General features: G+C 65.8%; 10 protein-coding genes and 2 pseudogenes. 4 read left to right on the top strand and 8 right to left on the bottom strand.

Features of this window, described 5'->3' with window-relative positions:
* Position 1: 1 nt before the first annotated feature.
* The 7 genes and pseudogenes from rpfG to ACZK2V_RS10070 all read right to left on the bottom strand — a co-directional run bounded on the left by rpfG (position 2) and on the right by ACZK2V_RS10070 (position 10,079).
* A complete protein-coding gene (rpfG, locus tag ACZK2V_RS10100; protein ID WP_006364528.1) occupies positions 2-1,141 on the bottom strand; it encodes a cyclic di-GMP phosphodiesterase response regulator RpfG in 1,140 nt (379 codons plus the stop codon).
* A 205-nt stretch (positions 1,142-1,346) separates the two neighbouring features.
* Positions 1,347-2,843 carry a lysine--tRNA ligase gene (gene lysS / locus ACZK2V_RS10095; protein WP_486323319.1) on the bottom strand — a complete coding sequence of 499 codons (1,497 nt, stop codon included), beginning with the start codon at positions 2,841-2,843 and terminating at the stop codon, positions 1,347-1,349.
* Positions 2,844-3,285: 442 nt separating this feature from the next.
* Positions 3,286-4,926 (bottom strand): acetolactate synthase large subunit, encoded by a 1,641-nt coding sequence (locus tag ACZK2V_RS10090; protein ID WP_486323229.1) that lies wholly within the window; start codon positions 4,924-4,926, stop codon positions 3,286-3,288.
* A 63-nt stretch (positions 4,927-4,989) separates the two neighbouring features.
* Positions 4,990-6,375, bottom strand: a complete 1,386-nt coding sequence (locus tag ACZK2V_RS10085; RefSeq protein ID WP_486323228.1) for an NAD-dependent succinate-semialdehyde dehydrogenase — start codon at positions 6,373-6,375, stop codon at positions 4,990-4,992.
* Between the two features lie 687 nt (positions 6,376-7,062).
* Positions 7,063-7,846: pseudogene (locus ACZK2V_RS10080) on the bottom strand (helix-turn-helix transcriptional regulator).
* Between the two features lie 152 nt (positions 7,847-7,998).
* Positions 7,999-9,124, bottom strand: a protein-coding gene (gene prfB, locus ACZK2V_RS10075; RefSeq protein ID WP_097048047.1) for a peptide chain release factor 2 whose coding sequence is annotated in 2 segments (ribosomal slippage) — positions 7,999-9,048 and positions 9,050-9,124 — 1,125 coding nt in all. Because the reading frame shifts where the segments join, the coding sequence is not laid out codon by codon here.
* A 70-nt stretch (positions 9,125-9,194) separates the two neighbouring features.
* Complete coding sequence (locus ACZK2V_RS10070; RefSeq protein ID WP_422347502.1) at positions 9,195-10,079, bottom strand: LytTR family DNA-binding domain-containing protein; 885 nt, start codon at positions 10,077-10,079, stop codon at positions 9,195-9,197.
* Positions 10,080-10,232: 153 nt separating this feature from the next.
* Here ACZK2V_RS10070 and ACZK2V_RS10065 point away from each other — a divergent pair, with 153 nt between their 5' ends.
* The 3 genes from ACZK2V_RS10065 (at position 10,233) to ACZK2V_RS10055 (ending at position 13,782) form a co-directional block, all read left to right on the top strand.
* Positions 10,233-11,438 carry an acyltransferase family protein gene (locus tag ACZK2V_RS10065; protein ID WP_197655772.1) on the top strand — a complete coding sequence of 402 codons (1,206 nt, stop codon included), beginning with the start codon at positions 10,233-10,235 and terminating at the stop codon, positions 11,436-11,438.
* A gap of 78 nt (positions 11,439-11,516) precedes the next feature.
* The gene (locus ACZK2V_RS10060) at positions 11,517-12,497 is read left to right on the top strand and encodes a phosphatase PAP2 family protein (RefSeq protein ID WP_486323227.1); all 981 of its coding nucleotides are present in this window, start codon (positions 11,517-11,519) and stop codon (positions 12,495-12,497) included.
* A 127-nt stretch (positions 12,498-12,624) separates the two neighbouring features.
* On the top strand, positions 12,625-13,782 hold the full coding sequence (locus ACZK2V_RS10055) for a hypothetical protein (RefSeq protein WP_107432699.1): 1,158 nt from the start codon (positions 12,625-12,627) through the stop codon (positions 13,780-13,782).
* A gap of 91 nt (positions 13,783-13,873) precedes the next feature.
* Here the strand turns inward: ACZK2V_RS10055 and ACZK2V_RS10050 are convergent.
* A pseudogene (locus ACZK2V_RS10050) lies at positions 13,874-16,781 on the bottom strand (VIT domain-containing protein).
* Between the two features lie 130 nt (positions 16,782-16,911).
* Between ACZK2V_RS10050 and ACZK2V_RS10045 the strand changes: the two are divergent.
* Positions 16,912-17,946 carry a DUF1176 domain-containing protein gene (locus tag ACZK2V_RS10045; protein ID WP_071229310.1) on the top strand — a complete coding sequence of 345 codons (1,035 nt, stop codon included), beginning with the start codon at positions 16,912-16,914 and terminating at the stop codon, positions 17,944-17,946.
* Positions 17,947-17,952: the final 6 nt, after the last annotated feature.

Here is a 17,952-nt window from a genome sequence, read left to right as displayed (position 1 = left end):
GTCACCCACCCGGTCGCGTCGATGCCGTCGAGTGCTGGGCGCAGATATCCATCAACTGCTGGTGGCCGCGCATCAGCGCATCCACGCAGCGTGGATCGAACAGGCGGCCACGCTGGGCATACAGATAGGCCAGTGTGGCTTCCATGGTCCATGCTTCCTTGTACGGACGGGGTGAGATGAGTGCGTCGAAGACGTCGGCCACGGCGACGATGCGCGCTTCCAGCGGAATCGCCTCACCGACCAGCCCATCCGGGTAGCCGCTGCCGTCGTAACGTTCGTGGTGGCGCAGCGCGATCAATGCGCCGACCTGGATGAAGCGGTTCTGGCTGCCACTGAGCAGCTCATGGCCGATGCGTGGGTGCCGGCGCATGATCGCCAGCTCCTCGTCGTTGAGCTTGCCCTGCTTGAGCAGCACTGCATCGGGAATGGCGATCTTGCCCATGTCATGCAGCGGCGCGGCCATCTCGATCAGGCGCACGTCGTCTTCGGGCAGGCCCAGCTGCTCGGCGATCAGCCCTGCCACGCGCGCCATGCGTTCGAGGTAGGCACTGGTGCCGGCATCACGGAACTCGATCGCCCGCGCCAACCGCGACAGTGTCTCGCGCTCGCGTTCCTCGACCTCGTGCATGCTGGCCAGCAAGCGCTGCTCCAGCGACAACGCGCGTTGCTTCACGTTCTCGGTCTGCTGGCGCAGCTGCAACAGGTTGTAGCAGCGCGCGCGCAGTTCGCGCGGACGGATGGGCTTGACCAGGAAGTCGATGACCCCCGCTTCCAGCGCCGCCTGACGGATCGGCTCGTCGCCGACCACGGTGATCAGGATCACGGGAATGTCGCGATGCTTGGGCAGGCGACGGAAACGGCGGGCGAACTCCAGCCCGTCCATTTCCGGCATGCGGTAATCGAGCAGCAGCAGGTCGACCGGATGCGCCTCGCACCAGGCCAATGCGGTCAGCGGATCACCGAAGTCATACACGCTCAGTTCCGGCGCGATATCTTCGATGACGTGACGCAGCATCGTCCGGGCGGACGTCTGGTCGTCAACAATGACGATGTTCAACGCGTACTCTGCCTGGTTTCTCGACCATGCTGGATCATCAGCAGGCGAGGATACCCTGCCGCTGCGAACGCTCGCACCCTGCATCGGCCTGACTCCCGTGTCATGCGTCCCGGTTCATGATCGTCATCACATTGTGAAGCGGACTCTCCACAATGCGCACTCCCCCTGGCGCCGATCAAGCCACAACAGACGTCAAGGTAGTGCATTAACGATACGCCGAGTGCGGGAGGCGTCAATCGCGCCGTCTCATTTCGCGACGGCGCGCACAAACAGGAGTCAAAAAGACGACTTACTGCTCCGGACGCATGTACGGGAACAGCAGCACGTCACGGATCGAGCTGCTGCCAGTCAGCAGCATCACCAGGCGATCGACGCCGATGCCGAGGCCGCCGGTCGGTGCCATGCCGTACTCCAGCGCACGGATGTAGTCGGCGTCGTAGTGCATGGCCTCGTCGTCGCCACCTTCCTTCGCGGCTACCTGGGCCTGGAAACGCTGGGCCTGGTCTTCCGGGTCGTTCAGCTCGGAGAAGCCATTGGCCAGCTCCTTGCCGTTGACGAACAGCTCGAAGCGGTCGGTGTAGCCCGGATCGTTGTCGTTGGCACGGGCCAGCGGCGAGACCTCCACCGGATGGTCGGTGATGAAGGTCGGCTGGATCAGGGTGTGCTCGACCGTGGCCTCGAAGATCTCCAGCAGCAGCTTGCCCCAACCGTAGGACGGCTTGACGCGGATCTTCAAGCGCTCGCAATGGCGCAGCAGCGCCTCGCGGTCGGTGCAGTCGGCAGCAGAGATTTCCGGGTTGTGGTGGCGCACAGCCTCGTCCATGCGCCAGCGGCGGAACGCCGGGCCCAGGTCGATCTTCGCGCCGTCCCACTCCACTTCGGTGGAACCGTTGACGGTCGTGGCCACGTCACGGATCACACCTTCGGTCAGGTCCATGATCTCGTTGTACGTGGCATAGGCCTCGTACAGCTCCATCATGGTGAATTCCGGGTTGTGGCGGGTGCTGACGCCTTCATTGCGGAAGTTGCGGTTGATCTCGTACACGCGCTCCAGGCCACCCACGGTCAGGCGCTTGAGGTACAGCTCCGGCGCCACGCGCAGGTACAGGTCCAGGTCCAGCGCATTGTGGTGGGTGGTGAACGGCTTGGCCGCCGCGCCGCCGGGGATGTAATGCATCATCGGCGTTTCGACTTCGAGGAAGTCGCGGTTGTCCAGCCACGCGCGCATGGCGCGGATGATCTTCGAGCGCTTGATGAACACCGCGCGCGACTCCGGGGTCACGATCAGGTCGACATAGCGCTGGCGGTAGCGCTGCTCGACGTCGGCCAGGCCATGCCACTTGTCCGGCAGCGGGCGCAGCGACTTGGTCAGCAGGCGGATCGATTCGGCCTTGACCGACAGCTCGCCGGTCTTGGTACGGGTCAGGCCGCCTTCGACGGCGATGATGTCGCCCACGTCCCAGCCCTTGAAGGCGGTGTAGGCATCGCCCAGCACCGTGCCCTGCAGGAACAGCTGGATGCGACCGGACTCGTCCTGGATCTGCGCGAAACTGGCCTTGCCCATGATGCGCTTGGCCATCAGGCGGCCCGCCATCTTCACCTGGCGGCCGTTGCCTTCCAGGGCCTCAGCGGTCCACTGCTCGGCGTGGGCGAATTCTTCCTGCAGGCGGCCGGCGAAGTCCTCGCGACGGAAATCGTTCGGGTACGCGATGCCCTGCCCACGCAGCGTTTTGAGTTTCTCGCGGCGCTCGGCGATCAACTTGTTTTCGTCAACGGGGGGGGGTATCGGTAGCTTCGCTCATGGATCTGCGGGAATCGTGTAGTGAGGGGGGATGTTGCGCCCGGCACAGCCGGTTGCCCAGCATACCAAAACCGCCCCGCCCCAGCCCTGGGCCGGGCCCCGGCCCGCTGCCCGGTTGCCGCCAACCTTGGTTGGCGGTCCGCGTGTCGACCAAGGTCGACACCTACCAGGCCCACTGCCCGCCGCTCTGGTAGCCGCCAACCTTGGTTGGCGGTCCGCGTGTCGACCAAGGTCGACACCTACCAGGCCCACTGCCCGCCGCCTGGTAGCCGCCAACCTTGGTTGGCGCTCCATCGTGTCGACCAAGGTCGACACCTACCAGGTCCGCTGCCCGCCGCTCTGGTAGCCGCCAACCTTGGTTGGCGGTCCGCGTGTCGACCAAGGTCGACACCTACCGGATTCCGGGGAACCGATGCCCCGGTAGGCGTCAACCGTTCCCGGGGAACGCCTGCCGCAGCTCGTCCACCAGCACCCGCTGGTTCTCCGAGTAGTCGATCGGCACCGATACCAGGTGCACCCCACCCTCGTTGAACGCCGCCTCCAGCGTCGGGATGAACTGCTCGATGGCCGTCACCTCATGCCCCTTGCAGCCATAGGCTTCCGCATACTTCACGAAATCCGGGTTACTGAACGTCATGCCGTAGTCGGTGAAGCCATCCACCGCCTGCTTCCAGCGGATCATCCCGTAGGCGCCATCGTTGAGGATCAGCACCACCAGGTTCAGGCCCAGCCGTCGCGCGGTCTCCAGCTCCTGGCTGTTCATCATGAAACCGCCATCGCCGCACACCGCCAACACCCTCCGCTGCGGGTACAGGATCGAGGCCATGATCGCCGACGGCAGGCCCGCGCCCATCGTCGCCAGCGCGTTGTCCAGCAGCAGCGTATTGGCCACCTGGGTGCGGTAATTGCGCGCAAACCAGATCTTGTACATCCCGTTGTCCAGCGCCACGATGCCGTCCGGCGGCATCACCTGGCGCACGTCGTGCACCAGCCGCTGCGGGGTGAATCCAGCTTCCTCGGCTCGGTCAGCCAAGTGTTCCAGAATGGTCGCGCGCAGCGGCAGCAGCGCGTCGGCGTTCGGCACTGCACCTTCGATACGGTCGGCCAGCTGGGTTAGCGAACGGCCGATATCGCCGATCACTTCCACCTGCGGGAAGTACACCTGCTCCACCGCCGCCTGCGAATAGCCGATATGGATCACGGTCGGCCCACCCGGGCGCATCACGAACGGCGGCTTCTCGGTGACCTCGTGGCCGATCGTCACGATCACGTCGGCCTGGTCGATCGCCATGTGCACGTAGTCGCGCTCGGTCAGCGCGGCGGTGCCCATGTACAGGCCCGAACCACCGGCCACCGCACCCTTGCCCATCTGCGTGGTGAAGAACGGAATGCCGGCACGCAGCACGAACGCCGACAACGCTTCGCTGGACTGCGGCCGCGACGCCGCCGAGGCGATCATCAGCAGCGGGCGCTTGGCGTTGCGGATGATCTCCGCCGCGCGGTCCAGTGCTTCCGGACTGGCAATGGGACGATCCACCGCGTGCGGCGGAATCAGCACCACTTCCCCGACCTCATCGGCCGCGATGTCTTCGGGCAGCTCCAGCAGCACCGGGCCCGGGCGCTCTTCCAGCGCGGTACGGAATGCCTCGCGGACGATGGTCGGAATGGTGCGCGCCGAGACAATCTGCCGCGCCTGCTTGGTCAGCGGCTTCATGGTGCTGACGATGTCGACGATCTGGAAACGCGCCTGCTTGCTGGCGACGATGCCCTTTTGGCCGGTGATCATGATCACCGGCCACGCGCCAAGCAGCGCGTAGGCGGCACCGGTGGTGAAGTTGAGCGCGCCCGGTCCGAGCGTGGCCAGGCACACGCCCGGCTTGCCGGTCAGGCGGCCATAGGTGGCCGCCATGAACACGGCCGCCTGTTCGTGGCGGGTGATGACCAGCTCGATGCTGGAATGGCGCAGCGACTCGACCACGTCGAGATTCTCTTCGCCGGGAATACCGAAAATACGCTCGACGCCTTCGTTCTCAAGCGCGGCGACGAGCAGATCTGAACCCTTGGACATTGGAATGCCGTCCTTTTCGCTGGACTGATGATGGATCGTTGCAGGAAGGATGGAAGCTGCGCGTCAACGCTTGTCGAACCACACCGTCTGCGCGTTGACGAATTCGCGGATGCCGAAGTGCGAGAGCTCACGGCCGAAGCCGCTCTTCTTCACGCCACCGATCGGCACGCGCGGGTCAGAGGCGGAGAAACCGTTGACGAACACGCCGCCGGTCTGCAGCCGGCGCGCCAGCTGCATGGCCCGCGCGCGGTCGCCGGTCCACAGGTTGCCGCTGAGGCCGAACTCGCTCTGGTTGGCCAGTTCCACCGCATGGTCGGCATCGCGGGCGCGGCTGATCGAGGCAACCGGACCGAAGGTCTCGGTATCGAAAGCCTGCATGCCCGGCTCCACGTCCGCCAGCACGGTGGGGGCATAGAACGCGCCTGGGCGATCCAGCTGATGGCCGCCGACCAGCAGCTTCGCGCCCGCGTCCACCGAGGCCCGTACCTGCGCGTCCAGCTGTTCCAGCAGGTCCTGGCGTGCCATCGGGCCGATACGGTTGCCGGCTTCACGGCCGTCGCCGATGGTCAGCGCCTGCACCTTCTGGCAGAACTGCGCCACGAAGCGGTCGTACACCGCGTCTTCAACGATGATGCGCTTGCCGGCGATGCAGACCTGCCCGGTGTTCTGGAAGCGTGAGGCCACCGCCGCTTCGACGGCAGCGTCCAGATCGGCGTCGGCCAGCACGATGAACGGGTCCGAGCCGCCCAGTTCCAGCACCACCTTTTTCAGCGCCTGCCCGGCCTGGGCGGCAATGCTGCGGCCGGCGGCCACGCTGCCGGTCAGGGTGACGGCGGCGATGCGGTCATCGGCGATCGCACGGCTGGTGCCCTCGCGGCTGATGTTGGCGGCGATGAAGGTGCCTTCCGGCAGGCCTGCGTCGCGCCAGGCGGCGTCAAGCAGCTGCGCGGTACCGACGATGTTCTCGGCCGGCTTTAGCAGGAAGCCGTTGCCGCCCATCAGGATCGGTACCGCCGCGCGCATCACCTGCCAGTACGGGAAGTTCCACGGCATGATGCCCAGCACCACGCCCAGCGGCAGGTAGGACACGTAAGCCTTGTCGTCGGGCACCTGGGTCGGTTCGTCGCGCAGGAACTGCGCACCGTGGTCGGCGTACCAGTCGCACAGCACGGCACACTTCTCGATCTCGGCCAGCGATTCGGCCTGGACCTTGCCCATTTCGGCGGTGGCCAGCGCAGCCAGCTTGTCGCGGTCACGGCGCAGTACGCCCGCCATCGCGCGCAACACCTGCGCTCGCTGTTCAAGGCTCTTGGCGCTCCAGGCCGCGAAGCCAACCTGGCCGCGATCCAGGATTGTTTCCAGTTCGGCGTCGGTGGCGAAGGGATGGCTGGCGATCTGCTGGCCGGTGGCCGGATCGCGGGAAATGGCGGTGCTGGGGGCAGCGGACATGCAGGTCTCCTGGTGTCTCGACAACGGGCGGCGGCCCGTCTCCTGCACAGGAATGTGGACCCGATCGACGGGCACAACAAGGCGTCTGCTTATCCTGTGACCTGCACTTACCTGCCTGAATGGGTTGGGTTGTCCTGGCAGGGCTGCGCCCTGCACCCGCAGAGGCTTCAAACCGAGGCAACGGCAACAGCGTGCATTCCGCGGGATGGCGGGGTGGGTCCGGTTGCGGGGGACGGCGCAAGTACGTCCATGTAGCCTCGGTCGCGCCATCCATGGCGCTCACGCCCCCGCAACCGGACCCACCCCGCCTTCGACAGTTTTCCGCGATCTGTCGGAGCGGATCCAACTTCAGATGAATTTCGATATCTGACAGATGTGTCGACCAAGGTCGACACCTACCAACAGCCGCCGGAATCTGTCAGAGGCGGGGCGGTGTCGGAGTGCGGGGTGTCAGCCGCATGGGCCCGAGGCATGCCTCGGGCGGGTTGGGCAGGACGCCCAACCCGGGTCTTGCCGTGTGCGCAGGACTGCGCACACGAGCAAGCGGCTGCCAAGCCTACACGGACGTACTTGCGGCGTCCCCGCACTCCGACACCGCCCCGCCAAGCCACGGATAGCTCGCTGTTGCTGTTGCCGTTGCTTCGGCTTGAAGCAGGTGCAGGGCTGCAAGCCCTGCCGAACAACCCCCTACCTACGCGGCAGGTAGGTAACCAGTGACAGGTCGTGCCGGCTCTCCGGCACCAGCGCCACGTACTGCAGGTCCAGCAACCCGCGCGTGGGGTGGTTCAGCTTCTTCGCGCCTTCGTCGAACCGGCGCACGTCGTGCTCCGGCCACCACTGGCGGAACTCCTCGCTGTGCGCGGCGATGTCCTCGGCCAGCGCCAGGAACAGGGCCCTTGTCCGGCGCCTGCGCCATCGCCGCGCGGAAGCCTGCCAGCAGGCCGCGGGTCATTTCTTCCCAGTTGAGGATCAGCGTGCGGTACGGCGGGTACAGGAACATCAGCCGCAGCGTATTGCGCTCGTGCGGCGCCAGCTGGCTGTAGTCCACGAACAGATCGGCGATGGCCGGGTTCCAGGCCAGGATGTCGTAACGGGTATTGCGCACGTAGGCCGGGATCGGCTGCATGGCTTCGACCAGCTGGCGCAGGCCATCGGTCACTGTCTCGTCGGGAGATTCCAGTGGCACACCGTAGCCGGACAGCGCGAACGCATAGGCACGCTCGTCGTCGCTCATGCGCAGTACCTGCGCCAGGCGTTCAAGGACCTCCGGCGAAGCGCGCACTTCGCGGCCCTGTTCGATCCAGGTGTACCAGCTGACGCTGACCCCGATCGCCAGTGCGACTTCCTCCCGCTTCAGGCCCGGGGTACGCCGGCGCCCGGCCGGGAGGCCGAGCGTGGCGGGGTCGACACGGGCACGGCAGGCCTTGAGGAAGCCGCCAAGTTCCTTGCGTTCACTTTCGCTGCGCATCATCGGCCCGTCCTACCCTTTGTAGCGTCGAGCCATGCTCGACGCGTCCGCCAGCTCGCGAAAAACAGCCGAGCATGGCTCGGCTCTACACAAAAACGGTTCAACCACCCTCGGCGTTGAGCGCGAGGGTGACGATCTCCGCGCAGGCACGTCGATCAGGCATCGACACGCTTGGAGCCCACGGCCAGGCCGGCCTTCAGGCTGGCTTCGACGAACTCGTCCAGGTCGCCGTCGAGCACCTTCTGCGTATCCGAACGCTCGATGCCGGTGCGCAGGTCCTTGATACGGCTCTGGTCGAGCACGTAATTGCGGATCTGGCTGCCCCAGCCGATGTCGGACTTGGTGGCTTCCACGGCGTCCTTTTCGGCGTTGCGCTTTTGGATCTCCAGCTCGTACAGCTTGGCGGCCAGCATCTTCATCGCGTTGTCGCGGTTCTGGTGCTGGCTGCGGCCGGTCTGGCAGGCCACGACGATGTTGGTCGGGATGTGGGTAATACGCACCGCCGACTCGGTCTTGTTCACGTGCTGGCCACCGGCACCGGACGAACGGTACACGTCGGTACGCAGGTCGGCCGGGTTGATGGTGATGTCGATGTTGTCATCGATTTCCGGCGACACGAACACCGAGGTGAAGCTGGTGTGGCGGCGGTTGTCCGAGTCGAACGGCGACTTGCGCACCAGGCGGTGCACGCCGGTCTCGGTCTTCAGCCAGCCGTAGGCATAGTCGCCTTCCACGCGCAGCGTAGCCGACTTGATGCCGGCGACGTCGCCACCGGAGACTTCCATCAGCTCGGTCTTCCAGCCGCGCGATTCACACCAGCGCAGGTACATGCGCAGCAGGATCTCGGCCCAGTCCTGGGCTTCGGTGCCGCCGGCACCGGCCTGGATGTCGACGAACGCGGCAGCATTGTCCATCTCGCCGGAGAACATGCGCTGGAACTCCAGCTTCTCCACGTGCGACTGGTGCTTGTCCAGGTCGGCGACCACGGCCAGCGCGGTGTCCTCGTCCTGTTCGGACTCTGCCAGCTCAAGCAGCTCGGTGGCATCAGCCAGGCCGTCCAGCACCGAGGCGATGCCGCCCACGGTCTTTTCCAGGCTGGAACGCTCGCGGCCCAGGTTCTGGGCGTATTCGGCGTTGTTCCAGACGTCGGGGCTTTCCAGCTCCCGCGTTACTTCTTCAAGACGCTCTTTCTTGGCGTCGTAGTCAAAGATACCCCCGAAGCGACAGCACGCGATCGGTCAGATCGGTGATGCGCTGGCGGACAGGATTCAGTTCGATCATGTCGGCGGTTATGCATTCAAAAGATGACTGGTAATGATACCGCAGGCCGGGGATGCCCGGAATGAGGGCCTCACCCTGCCCCCAGCGCCTGCCGCAGCAGCGGTAGCTGGCGCCGGCTGCAGGGCACCTTCGCCCCGTCGGCCATGTGCAGCAGGGCCTCGCCGCCGTCCAGCGGCTCGATCGAGCGCAGCTGGCCCCGATGGATCAGCCAGCTGCGGTGCGGACGCAGGAACTCGCCCGGATCCAGCCGCTGTTCCAGTACCGCCATGGTGATCCGCAGCGGGTAGTCGTGGCCGCGTACCCGCAGGTTCACGTAGTTCCCCGCCGCCTGGGCGTACTCCACGTCGGCGGTGGCGACCAGGAACTCCTTGCCCAGCTTGCGCACCAGGAAGTGCTGGGGGCGCTCGACCGGTTCCACCGGCGGGCCGACATCGGGCGATGCCAGCAGGTGCGCCTCGCCCTGGCGCTGACGGCCGAACCAGGCCACCGCGTGCACTGCAATCACCAGCAGGCTGTAGGTCTGCACATCCTTGAAGAACTCGTAGAACCACTGCGCTGGCCAGTCACCGTAGGTGTAGCGCTGGCCGATGAACGTGAAGGCCATCTTGCGCAGCAGCACCATGGCACTGACATGCAGCAGCCACCAGGCAACACCACCCAGCACGTAGAAGCCGATCCGGCGCCGCCAGGTATCTGCATGCAACGGCCAGCGACGAGCGGCGGCGTGCAGAAGCGCCAACAGGCCCAGGCTGGCCAGCGCACTGCTGAACTCCTCGATCGAGACAGTCCCTGCGGAAAAGGGCTGCGCGTCGCGCAACGCCCGCATCCACTGCGCCAGCACATTGCCTGCGGCGGTGCCCAGGAACAGCAACGACCAGAATGCGACGGCAAGCCCGGGGCGACGCGTTCGTTCTGCAACTGGGGCGGTCAGCGCCGCCGAATCTCCATTCTCCATGCCTCCATTGTTGCCCATCCGGCTCCATGCGCATCAGCCATTGGTCCCAGCCATCCCACCACTGGCCCCTGAACGTCCGCCATCGCGCCCCATCCACTGGCATCCGGGCCTTGGCTGGCAGAGCGTGCAGCTTCCTCCCGAAGCCCGCCGCTCATGCACCGTCGCCACGACTTGGACACCCTGCGCATCGCCGCCTTCGCCCTGCTGATCCTCTACCACGCCGCCATGGCCTACGTGGCCGGCTGGGACTTTCACCTCAAGAGCACCTACACCTCCGAATGGCTGCAGTGGCCGATGATCGCGCTGAATCGATGGCGCATGCCGCTGCTGTTCGCCATCAGCGGTATCGCGCTGGGCCTGTCCCTGCCCGACCGGGGCCGGTTGCAGCACACCCTCCGCCGTGGCTGGCGCCTGCTTCTGCCATTGCTGTTCGGCATCGTCGCCGTCGTGTCCCTGCAGGCCTACTACGAAGCGCTGGACAAGGGCGACGTGGCACCGGGGCTGGCCCGGTTCCTGTGGCGCTACTGGCAGTTCCAGCCGTGGCCGGGCGCGCATTTCAGTGGTGCCGCCTACGGCTTCACCTGGAACCACCTGTGGTATCTGGCCTACCTGCTGCCTTACACCGTACTGGCGGTGGTACTGGCCAGCCTGCTGCGTCCACTGCGCAAGCTGCTGCCAGGCTGGCAGCCGAGCGACCGCCTGCTGGGCGCCTCACTGCTGGTAGTGCCAGTGGCCTGGCTGGCCTGGTCCCTGCTGGTACTGATGCCGCGTTGGCCACCCACCCACGCCCTGCTGGACGACGTTTATGTACATGCCGAGTCGCTGCCGCTGTTCCTCGGCGGCTTCCTGGCGGCGCGCTGGCAGCGCGGCTGGGATCTGCTGGTGCGCGGGCGCCGCGTGACCCTGGCCCTGGCGGTGCTGGGGCTCTGCCTGGAGCTGGGCATCCGCGCACTGGCCCGCCTGCCCCATGTGGGCGATCTGGATGCATGGGTGCTGGCACTGCCGTGGGCCCAGACCGAACGCGTCGGCCGCGCGTTGTATACGTGGTGCATGCTGCTGACCCTGTTCGGCTGGGCGCGAGTGCTGCTGTTCCGCCCGTGGCCAGGCCTGGGCTATTGCCGGGAAGCGGTGTTCAGCTGGTACAGCCTGCACCAGACCGTGCTGATCGTCTTGTTGTACGCGCTGCGACCGTTGCAGCTTGGCCCGTGGCTGGAGCCTGCCTTGCTGGTGGCCGGCACGGTCGGCGGCTGCCTGCTGATCCACGAACTGCTGATCCGCCGCGTGCGCTGGCTGCGTCCGCTCTTCGGCCTGCGCGCCGCATCGTCATCGCTGCTCGTGGCACGTGTTGCGCCGGTGTAGAGCCGAGTCCACACTCGGCTGCTTTGGCGCGGTTCTGTTGAGCTGCGCCTGATTACCAACGGATGATGAGGACAACGGATGTTCCAGACCCACTGGCACCTGTGGCTGCAGCAGACTCTCGACAGCGGCTGGATGCTGGCGCTGATGCAGTTCATCAGCCTGCTCGGCTATGAAATGGCCTATACCGCGCTGATCCTGGTATGTGCATTCGGGGCACGCCTTCGCGCTGGCCTCTGCGTGATGCTGGCGGTGCTGCTGATGGCCTGTGCCACGCATGCAATCAAACAGGGCGCCGCCCTGCCCCGCCCGTCGGATGTGGATGCGCGCGTACTGGATGAAGGGGTGCCGTCGCACCCCTTCGTGGTCAACGGCGGCGGACAATCGTTCTGGTCACTGCCCGATGCGCAGTCCACCGCCATGCTGCGCGCGCAGCCCGACGCCGACTATGGCTTCAACAGTGGCCATGTGGGCGTGGCCACCGCTGCCTGCGTCGGCCTGCTGCTGGCCTTCGGCATTCGCCGACGCTGGCTGCGCTGGACGTTGGCGCTGGGCTGGCCGCTGCTGATGGCGCTGTCACGGATGTACCTGGGCCGGCATTTCCTGGCCGACGTGCTGGGCGGATGGCTGATCGGCATCGGCGTGGCTCTGTTGGCATGGCAGCTGATGCCAGGGATGCGCTCAAGCAGGCAATGGCAACTGCCGGTCCTGTTGGGGCTTGGCGTGCTGCTGGCATGGGCGGCGGCGACCACCCGCTTCGTTCCAGTTGGTGAAGCCGGGCGACTGCTCGCGCTGGGCCTGCTGGTGGCGTGGATGCAATGGCGCGGCTGGCCGGTGGATCCGAAGAACATCGTGCAGCGGGGGTTGCGCGTGCTGGCTGTGGTGGTGATCTATCTACTGGCACGGCCGTTGATCGATCTGTTCGCCGCGGCCATTCCGCTGCCTGATGTACCGGCGACCGAAGTGCTGTGGCAGACCGTTGGCACGCTGTTGATCCTCGGTGGCGGTGTGGCACTGGCGCGGTGGATGCAGTGGATTCCGCATGGGGTCTCCAAGGTCTGAGACTAACCCTACCTGTTGGTTACCTTCACGGCATTTGCAACTATTCGCATTGGATGTTCCCAAGAACCTTGCGATTCTCCCTGGTCGCCTTCCAGACGGAAGTGGACCTTTGCCCTGGAGACCTGCAATGGATCAATCCGACATCAATATGCTGGCCGCCTTCATTGAATCAGAGGAGGCTGCGCTTGCTGAAGAACGTCAGGGCGACTTCTATCCGAGTTATCACTATCAACTCGCGGCACTCGCACCAAGGGCTGGTAACGGCCTGCCCCAGGATATGCTGCAACGCTTCTACTTCCATTGGCTGCGAGTGGGAGACTGGAAGGTCGCAGGACTTCCGCAGAGAGACTTTCCCATCCTTGTTGCCGCGTACCAGGAGCTCACGAAGCTCCCTGTGGGCTACGACACACGCCAGCCAGGCCTCAGCCTCCCGCATCTCTTCTGCTTCGGCTTCAATGAACATGGCGAGCTGCCAAGCGGTGTGGTTACCAATGCCGCGGATCTGAAACAGCGCACGCGTCTGGTGGAGCACTGCAGGAAGTACCAGTCGTTCCAGGCCCAGCGAGAGAAGGTCGATAAATTTCTGCCATATCGCCCATTTGCGCGAACCATTCTCGAGACAGCTCGGTTCCTGCAACACGATATCAAGGGTATGGGTCGAATCCTCTATTGGGGCATGGCGCTCATTGCACTGCTCGATGAGGACACACGCATCCAGATGACAAACGACCTGATAGCCAGGAACTGGCCCGAAGACAGGGAACGCGGCCATGTGCTCTCCCTGCTTCATCACACCGCCGAGGCGACCCGGCCCCATTGCGCAGCGGACGCCGAGTTCGACGTTCTCTGCGAACATCTGGCGCAGCTGCACGACACCCGGATCATGACGGGCGACGCAGTCCAGTTGGCGCAGCGGGAGGGCTGGCACGTTGACAACATCCGTGATTGGAATGCCAGCATCACCCTCTATCACGGAGGTGAGTACAGCAGCGAGCCGGGGCATCCCCGGATCAGACTTGATCTCAACAGCTGGCCTGATACCCCTTGGTCAATCAATCTGAGCGTCGGCAATGGCTCCTACGTCGCCTACCGGGACGAACCCACCAGCAATGATTTCCAATTGCCGCCAATCATCGGCGCCACGCTTGATCATTTCCCTGAATGGGTCAAGCAGATAAACGCACGACTAGGAATCAATCTGGTTCCAGGCACTGGCTCAGCTGCATCTGCCTACAAGAATCGTACGTTGGCTAGGCAACTCGACGCATGGATGCGCGGGAAATAGCAGCAGGATTGCGTCGTATAGAGCCGAGCATGGGCTCGGCTCTACCTTGAGGCAGTCGAGCAAGCTCGACTCTACAAAAGCCCGGGATCGATCATTTCACATCGAACTCGCCAACCAGCACAGTCTCGGCACGATCCTTCAGCCGCATCGTAACCATCTGGTCCTTCTGCTTCGGCGTGCCCCAGTGCGTGGTCAGGCGCAGCATCAGGGTCGTCGCACCGGTCACCAGCTGCTGGCGGCTGCCGAAGTAGTTGGCCTCCACCTTGTACTTGCCGGGCTTGGCGTTGCGCAGCGAGAACTGCTCGGGACCATAGCCACCAGTGAAGTCCTGCGACATCTGCCCACCCTGATAGGTCAGGCGGTTGCCGTAGTACGCGCGCTCGCCGTTCGGGTCGGTCACCCACAGGTCCATGTCGCTGTTGTCGGCATCCCACGACAGCACCACGCGCAGGTCCAGCGGCATCGCCTGCAGCAGGCGCGGGTCGATGCTGCGGGTATCCAGCCGTGGCGTGCTGCGTGCCACCAGGTTGTTCAGCTCATCCAGCGCGATCAGGGCGATGCCGTCGAAGCGGTTGTCCCACGGCCGCACCACCACCTGGTACAGCGGCGCCAACGCCTGCTGCGGCTTGCCCGCAGCCGCCAGTGCCAGGCCAAGATCGCGGAAGCTCTGCGGTTCTTCCTGGCCCATCGCCAGCACCTGCTCGAACACCGGAACCGCCAGTGCCGGCGCATCCGCCTGCATCAACCGGTAGCCGAGCACGCGCAGCAGGTGGCGGTTGTCCAGGTCCATCTCGGCCAGGTTCGACAGCACGCGCAGTGCAAGTTCGCGCTGGCCCTGCTCCAGCATCAGATCGGCCACATCGAGGAAGAACGCGCTGCTGTCGGCATGTGCATCGCGCTCGGCCAGATAGCGGTCGTACAGTTGCGACGCCGGGCCCTGGCGCAAGCGCCGGGCGACGGCCGAATCCGGCTGCCACGCCGCCAGCTGGATACCGAGCTCGCCATCGTTGGCGGCAGCGGGTGTGGCGACAAGGCTGCCGGTGACCGTGATCAGATCCAGTGCCTTGTTGGATGCAGACGCCGAGCGACGTGCACGCGCTGCTGGCTTCCATGCGTTGCTCCGCTGCCGCCATCGGCGCGGGGGCAGGCGGAGCGGCAGGTGCGGGCGCGGCGAGCATCGCAACTGGCGCCGATTCCATCGCATAGTCCGCGGAGGCCACTTCCAATGCCCCGCCTTTCAACTGTGGAGGCGCTCCCTTCGGCCAGCTTCGGTTCCACCACTGCTGGCGCTCCTTCCAGCGTGCCGCCACTTCATCCAGACGCTGGCGATCAGCAGCGCCGCGATCTCTTACCTGCACTGCGAACCTGGCGTCGTACTCGGCGCGCAGCGTGCCCGAAGGGCGGATCGCATAGCGCAGGTAGTCCTCCAACGTCTCCAGCACGATCAGTGAGGTGTCCGGGCCGACCAGGCCAAACTGCTGCGACAGGCGCTGCATCGCCTCGCGGTTGCCACGGCGGTCGGCGGCCAGCTGCTGCAGGCGCGCCTGCGCCCACAAGCCGGCCAGCAGCTCACCGTCTTCACTCTTCTGCGTGGCGGGCAGCGCCTGCCATTCGCCGCCACCCACGCGCACCCGCATCGGCACACCGTCGGCCGCCAGTCGTGCATGCAGCCACAACCAGCCATGGGCTTCACTGCGACGATCGATCACCACGTCCTGCACGCCGCGCCCCGCATCGACCTGCACATCCAACGGCGACGACAGCAGCTCGCGCGCCGCCGCATCGACATCCTTGCCCAGCGCAACGAAGCGGCCGCCATGCGCTTCGCTCCAACCACGCAGTCGCACGGCATCGGTGCGCGCACCGGCGCTGCTGATCGCAAACAGGCGCTGGTCCGGCGCCATCGCCGGCAGCTGTTCCGGCCCATAGGTCAGCAGGCCATCGCTGACCAGCAGGTATTCCTTCACCCTCTGCTCTGGTTGCCACTGCGCCAGCGCGCTGGCACCGTCCGGGCGTACGGCCTGCAGTGCCGCACGCAGCTCACTCCAGTTACCGGCGCGGATACGGAATCGACGCACCGACTCGGCGCGATCCCGCAGCACGGTCAAGGCCACGGTGCCGTCACCCATCGCAGCGAAGTAGCGATCCAGCAGGGCAAGCTCACGCGAGCGATCGCGCTGTCCCGCCGAACCGGAGCCGTCCCACAGCAGGCCGATCTCGCTGGGCAACGTGCGCGGCGTGCTGCTGGCCGCCACCGGCAGCTGTGCCAACAGGTAGTGCCCGTCCTGCCAGGGCGCCACCTGGACCTGCGCCTGACGTGCTGCCGGCAGGTTCCACTGCAGCTGCTGCGGCAACTGCGCGCCCTTGCCCTGCCACAGCAGCTGGCCCCCGCTGATGCGGAAGGGCGCCGTACCCGCGGCCGTCGCGCCCGGGGCCTGCAGCTTCAGTTCAACCGAGGCTGCACCGGCGGCGAACTGCAGCGGCAGCGTCCACTGCCAGCCGTGGCCGTCGAAGGCCAACGGCTCACGCATCACCAGCTGCACGCGCCGACTGCCGCCGGCCGGCAGCGGGTAGATGCGCAGGCGGAACTGGTTGCCAGCGGTCTGTTCCAGCAGGCCCGGATCAACGCCACGGCGGGCAATCTCCTCGAACACCTGGCGGCCGCGGTCCTTCGGTACCGGCACCGCCTCGCGCAACTCGCCGTTGATATCAAGCGCGAAGCCGGAGATCTGCTGGCCATCGGCCAACGGGAACTGCAGCTCACCCTCCAGCACGCGCCGGTTCGGGTTATGGAATTCCAGGGTGATCCGGGTCTGAGCGATGCCGGCCTGCACCTCGCCCTCGATGCGGGCGTGTCGTAATTGAACCGGCTGCTCAGCCGCCGGCACGATCAGCAGCGGCGTGGCGGCCTGCGGCCGGGAGATCGGCGGCGACTGTGCGCCAGCGGGCCAGGCCGCAAGGGCCAGCAACAACACGGTGCAGCAACGGGCGAAGACCATGACCGGGCTCCAGTGGGATCGTGGACCTTTGAACGCACCAGCAACCGTAATGGGGTTGGCGCCTGTGCTCGCATCGACACACGCCCCTCCAACCAGCACCATGGAAGTCCTCGCCACACAGGGATGCACCATGCGCCCGTTGATTGCCTTGATCCTGCTGGTCCTGGCCGGCGCCGCCGCCGCTGGCAGCGTGAAAGGGGTGCGCTTCGCCCACTACGACTGGATGCTGGCCTGCGACAACACCCGTACCTGCCGCGCCGCCGGCTACCAGGACGATGTCGGCGGCAACTTGCCGGTGTCGGTGCTGCTGACTCGCAAGGGCGGACCCGGCCAGCCGGTCAGCGCCGAACTGATGCTGGGCCAGTACAACGAGGTCAAGCTGCCGACACAGCTGTCGCTGCAGATCAACGGCAAGGATCTGGGCGTGCTGTCGTTGACCGCAGACACGGCGACACTGTCTACAGCGCAGACCAAGGCACTCCTGGCCTCGCTGGCGCGCAGCAGCCGCATCGTGGCGGTCGGCAACGATGGCCAGCGCTGGACGCTGTCCGATCGTGGCGCCTCGGCGGTGCTTCTGAAGATGGACGAATTTCAGGGCCGGCTGGAGACTCCCGGCGCGCTGATGCGCAAGGGGTCGCGCGCCGAAGCCTCAGTTCCTCCCGCACTTCCGGTGCCTACGCTGGTTCTGGCGCCATTGGTGGCGGCACGAGCCACCGATGCCGCACTGGAACACTCACCCGCACTGCGCGCGGCGCTGGCCGCGGCCAACCCGGGCGGCGACTGCGTCGCACTGACACCCGAAGGCCTGCCGATGGTGGACGGCCCGCAGGAGCTGCGCGTGTCCCGGCTGGGGAGGACTTCCCTGCTGGTGTCTACGCTCTGCTGGCGTGGCGCCTACAACGAAGGCATCGGTTACTGGGTAGTGAACGATGCACCGCCCTTCAAGGCCACACTGGTGACCGCATCGGGCGGCGATGACGATGGTCGGGTAATCAGTTCGGCGCACAAAGGCCGCGGCTTGGGCGATTGCTGGTCCACCGCGAGTTGGGGCTGGGACGGGCGCCGCTTTGTGCAGACCGATGAATCCACCTCCGGCCTGTGCCGGCTGGTCGCGGCTGGGGGTGCATGGCACATGCCGACGCTGGTGACCGAGGTGACGCCCTGAGCTTGG

The sequence above is a fragment of the Stenotrophomonas sp. 93052_Sma genome (assembly GCF_056481145.1).
The sequence above is the reverse complement of the archived record's forward strand: the minus strand, read 5'-3'. Positions and strand labels throughout refer to the sequence as shown.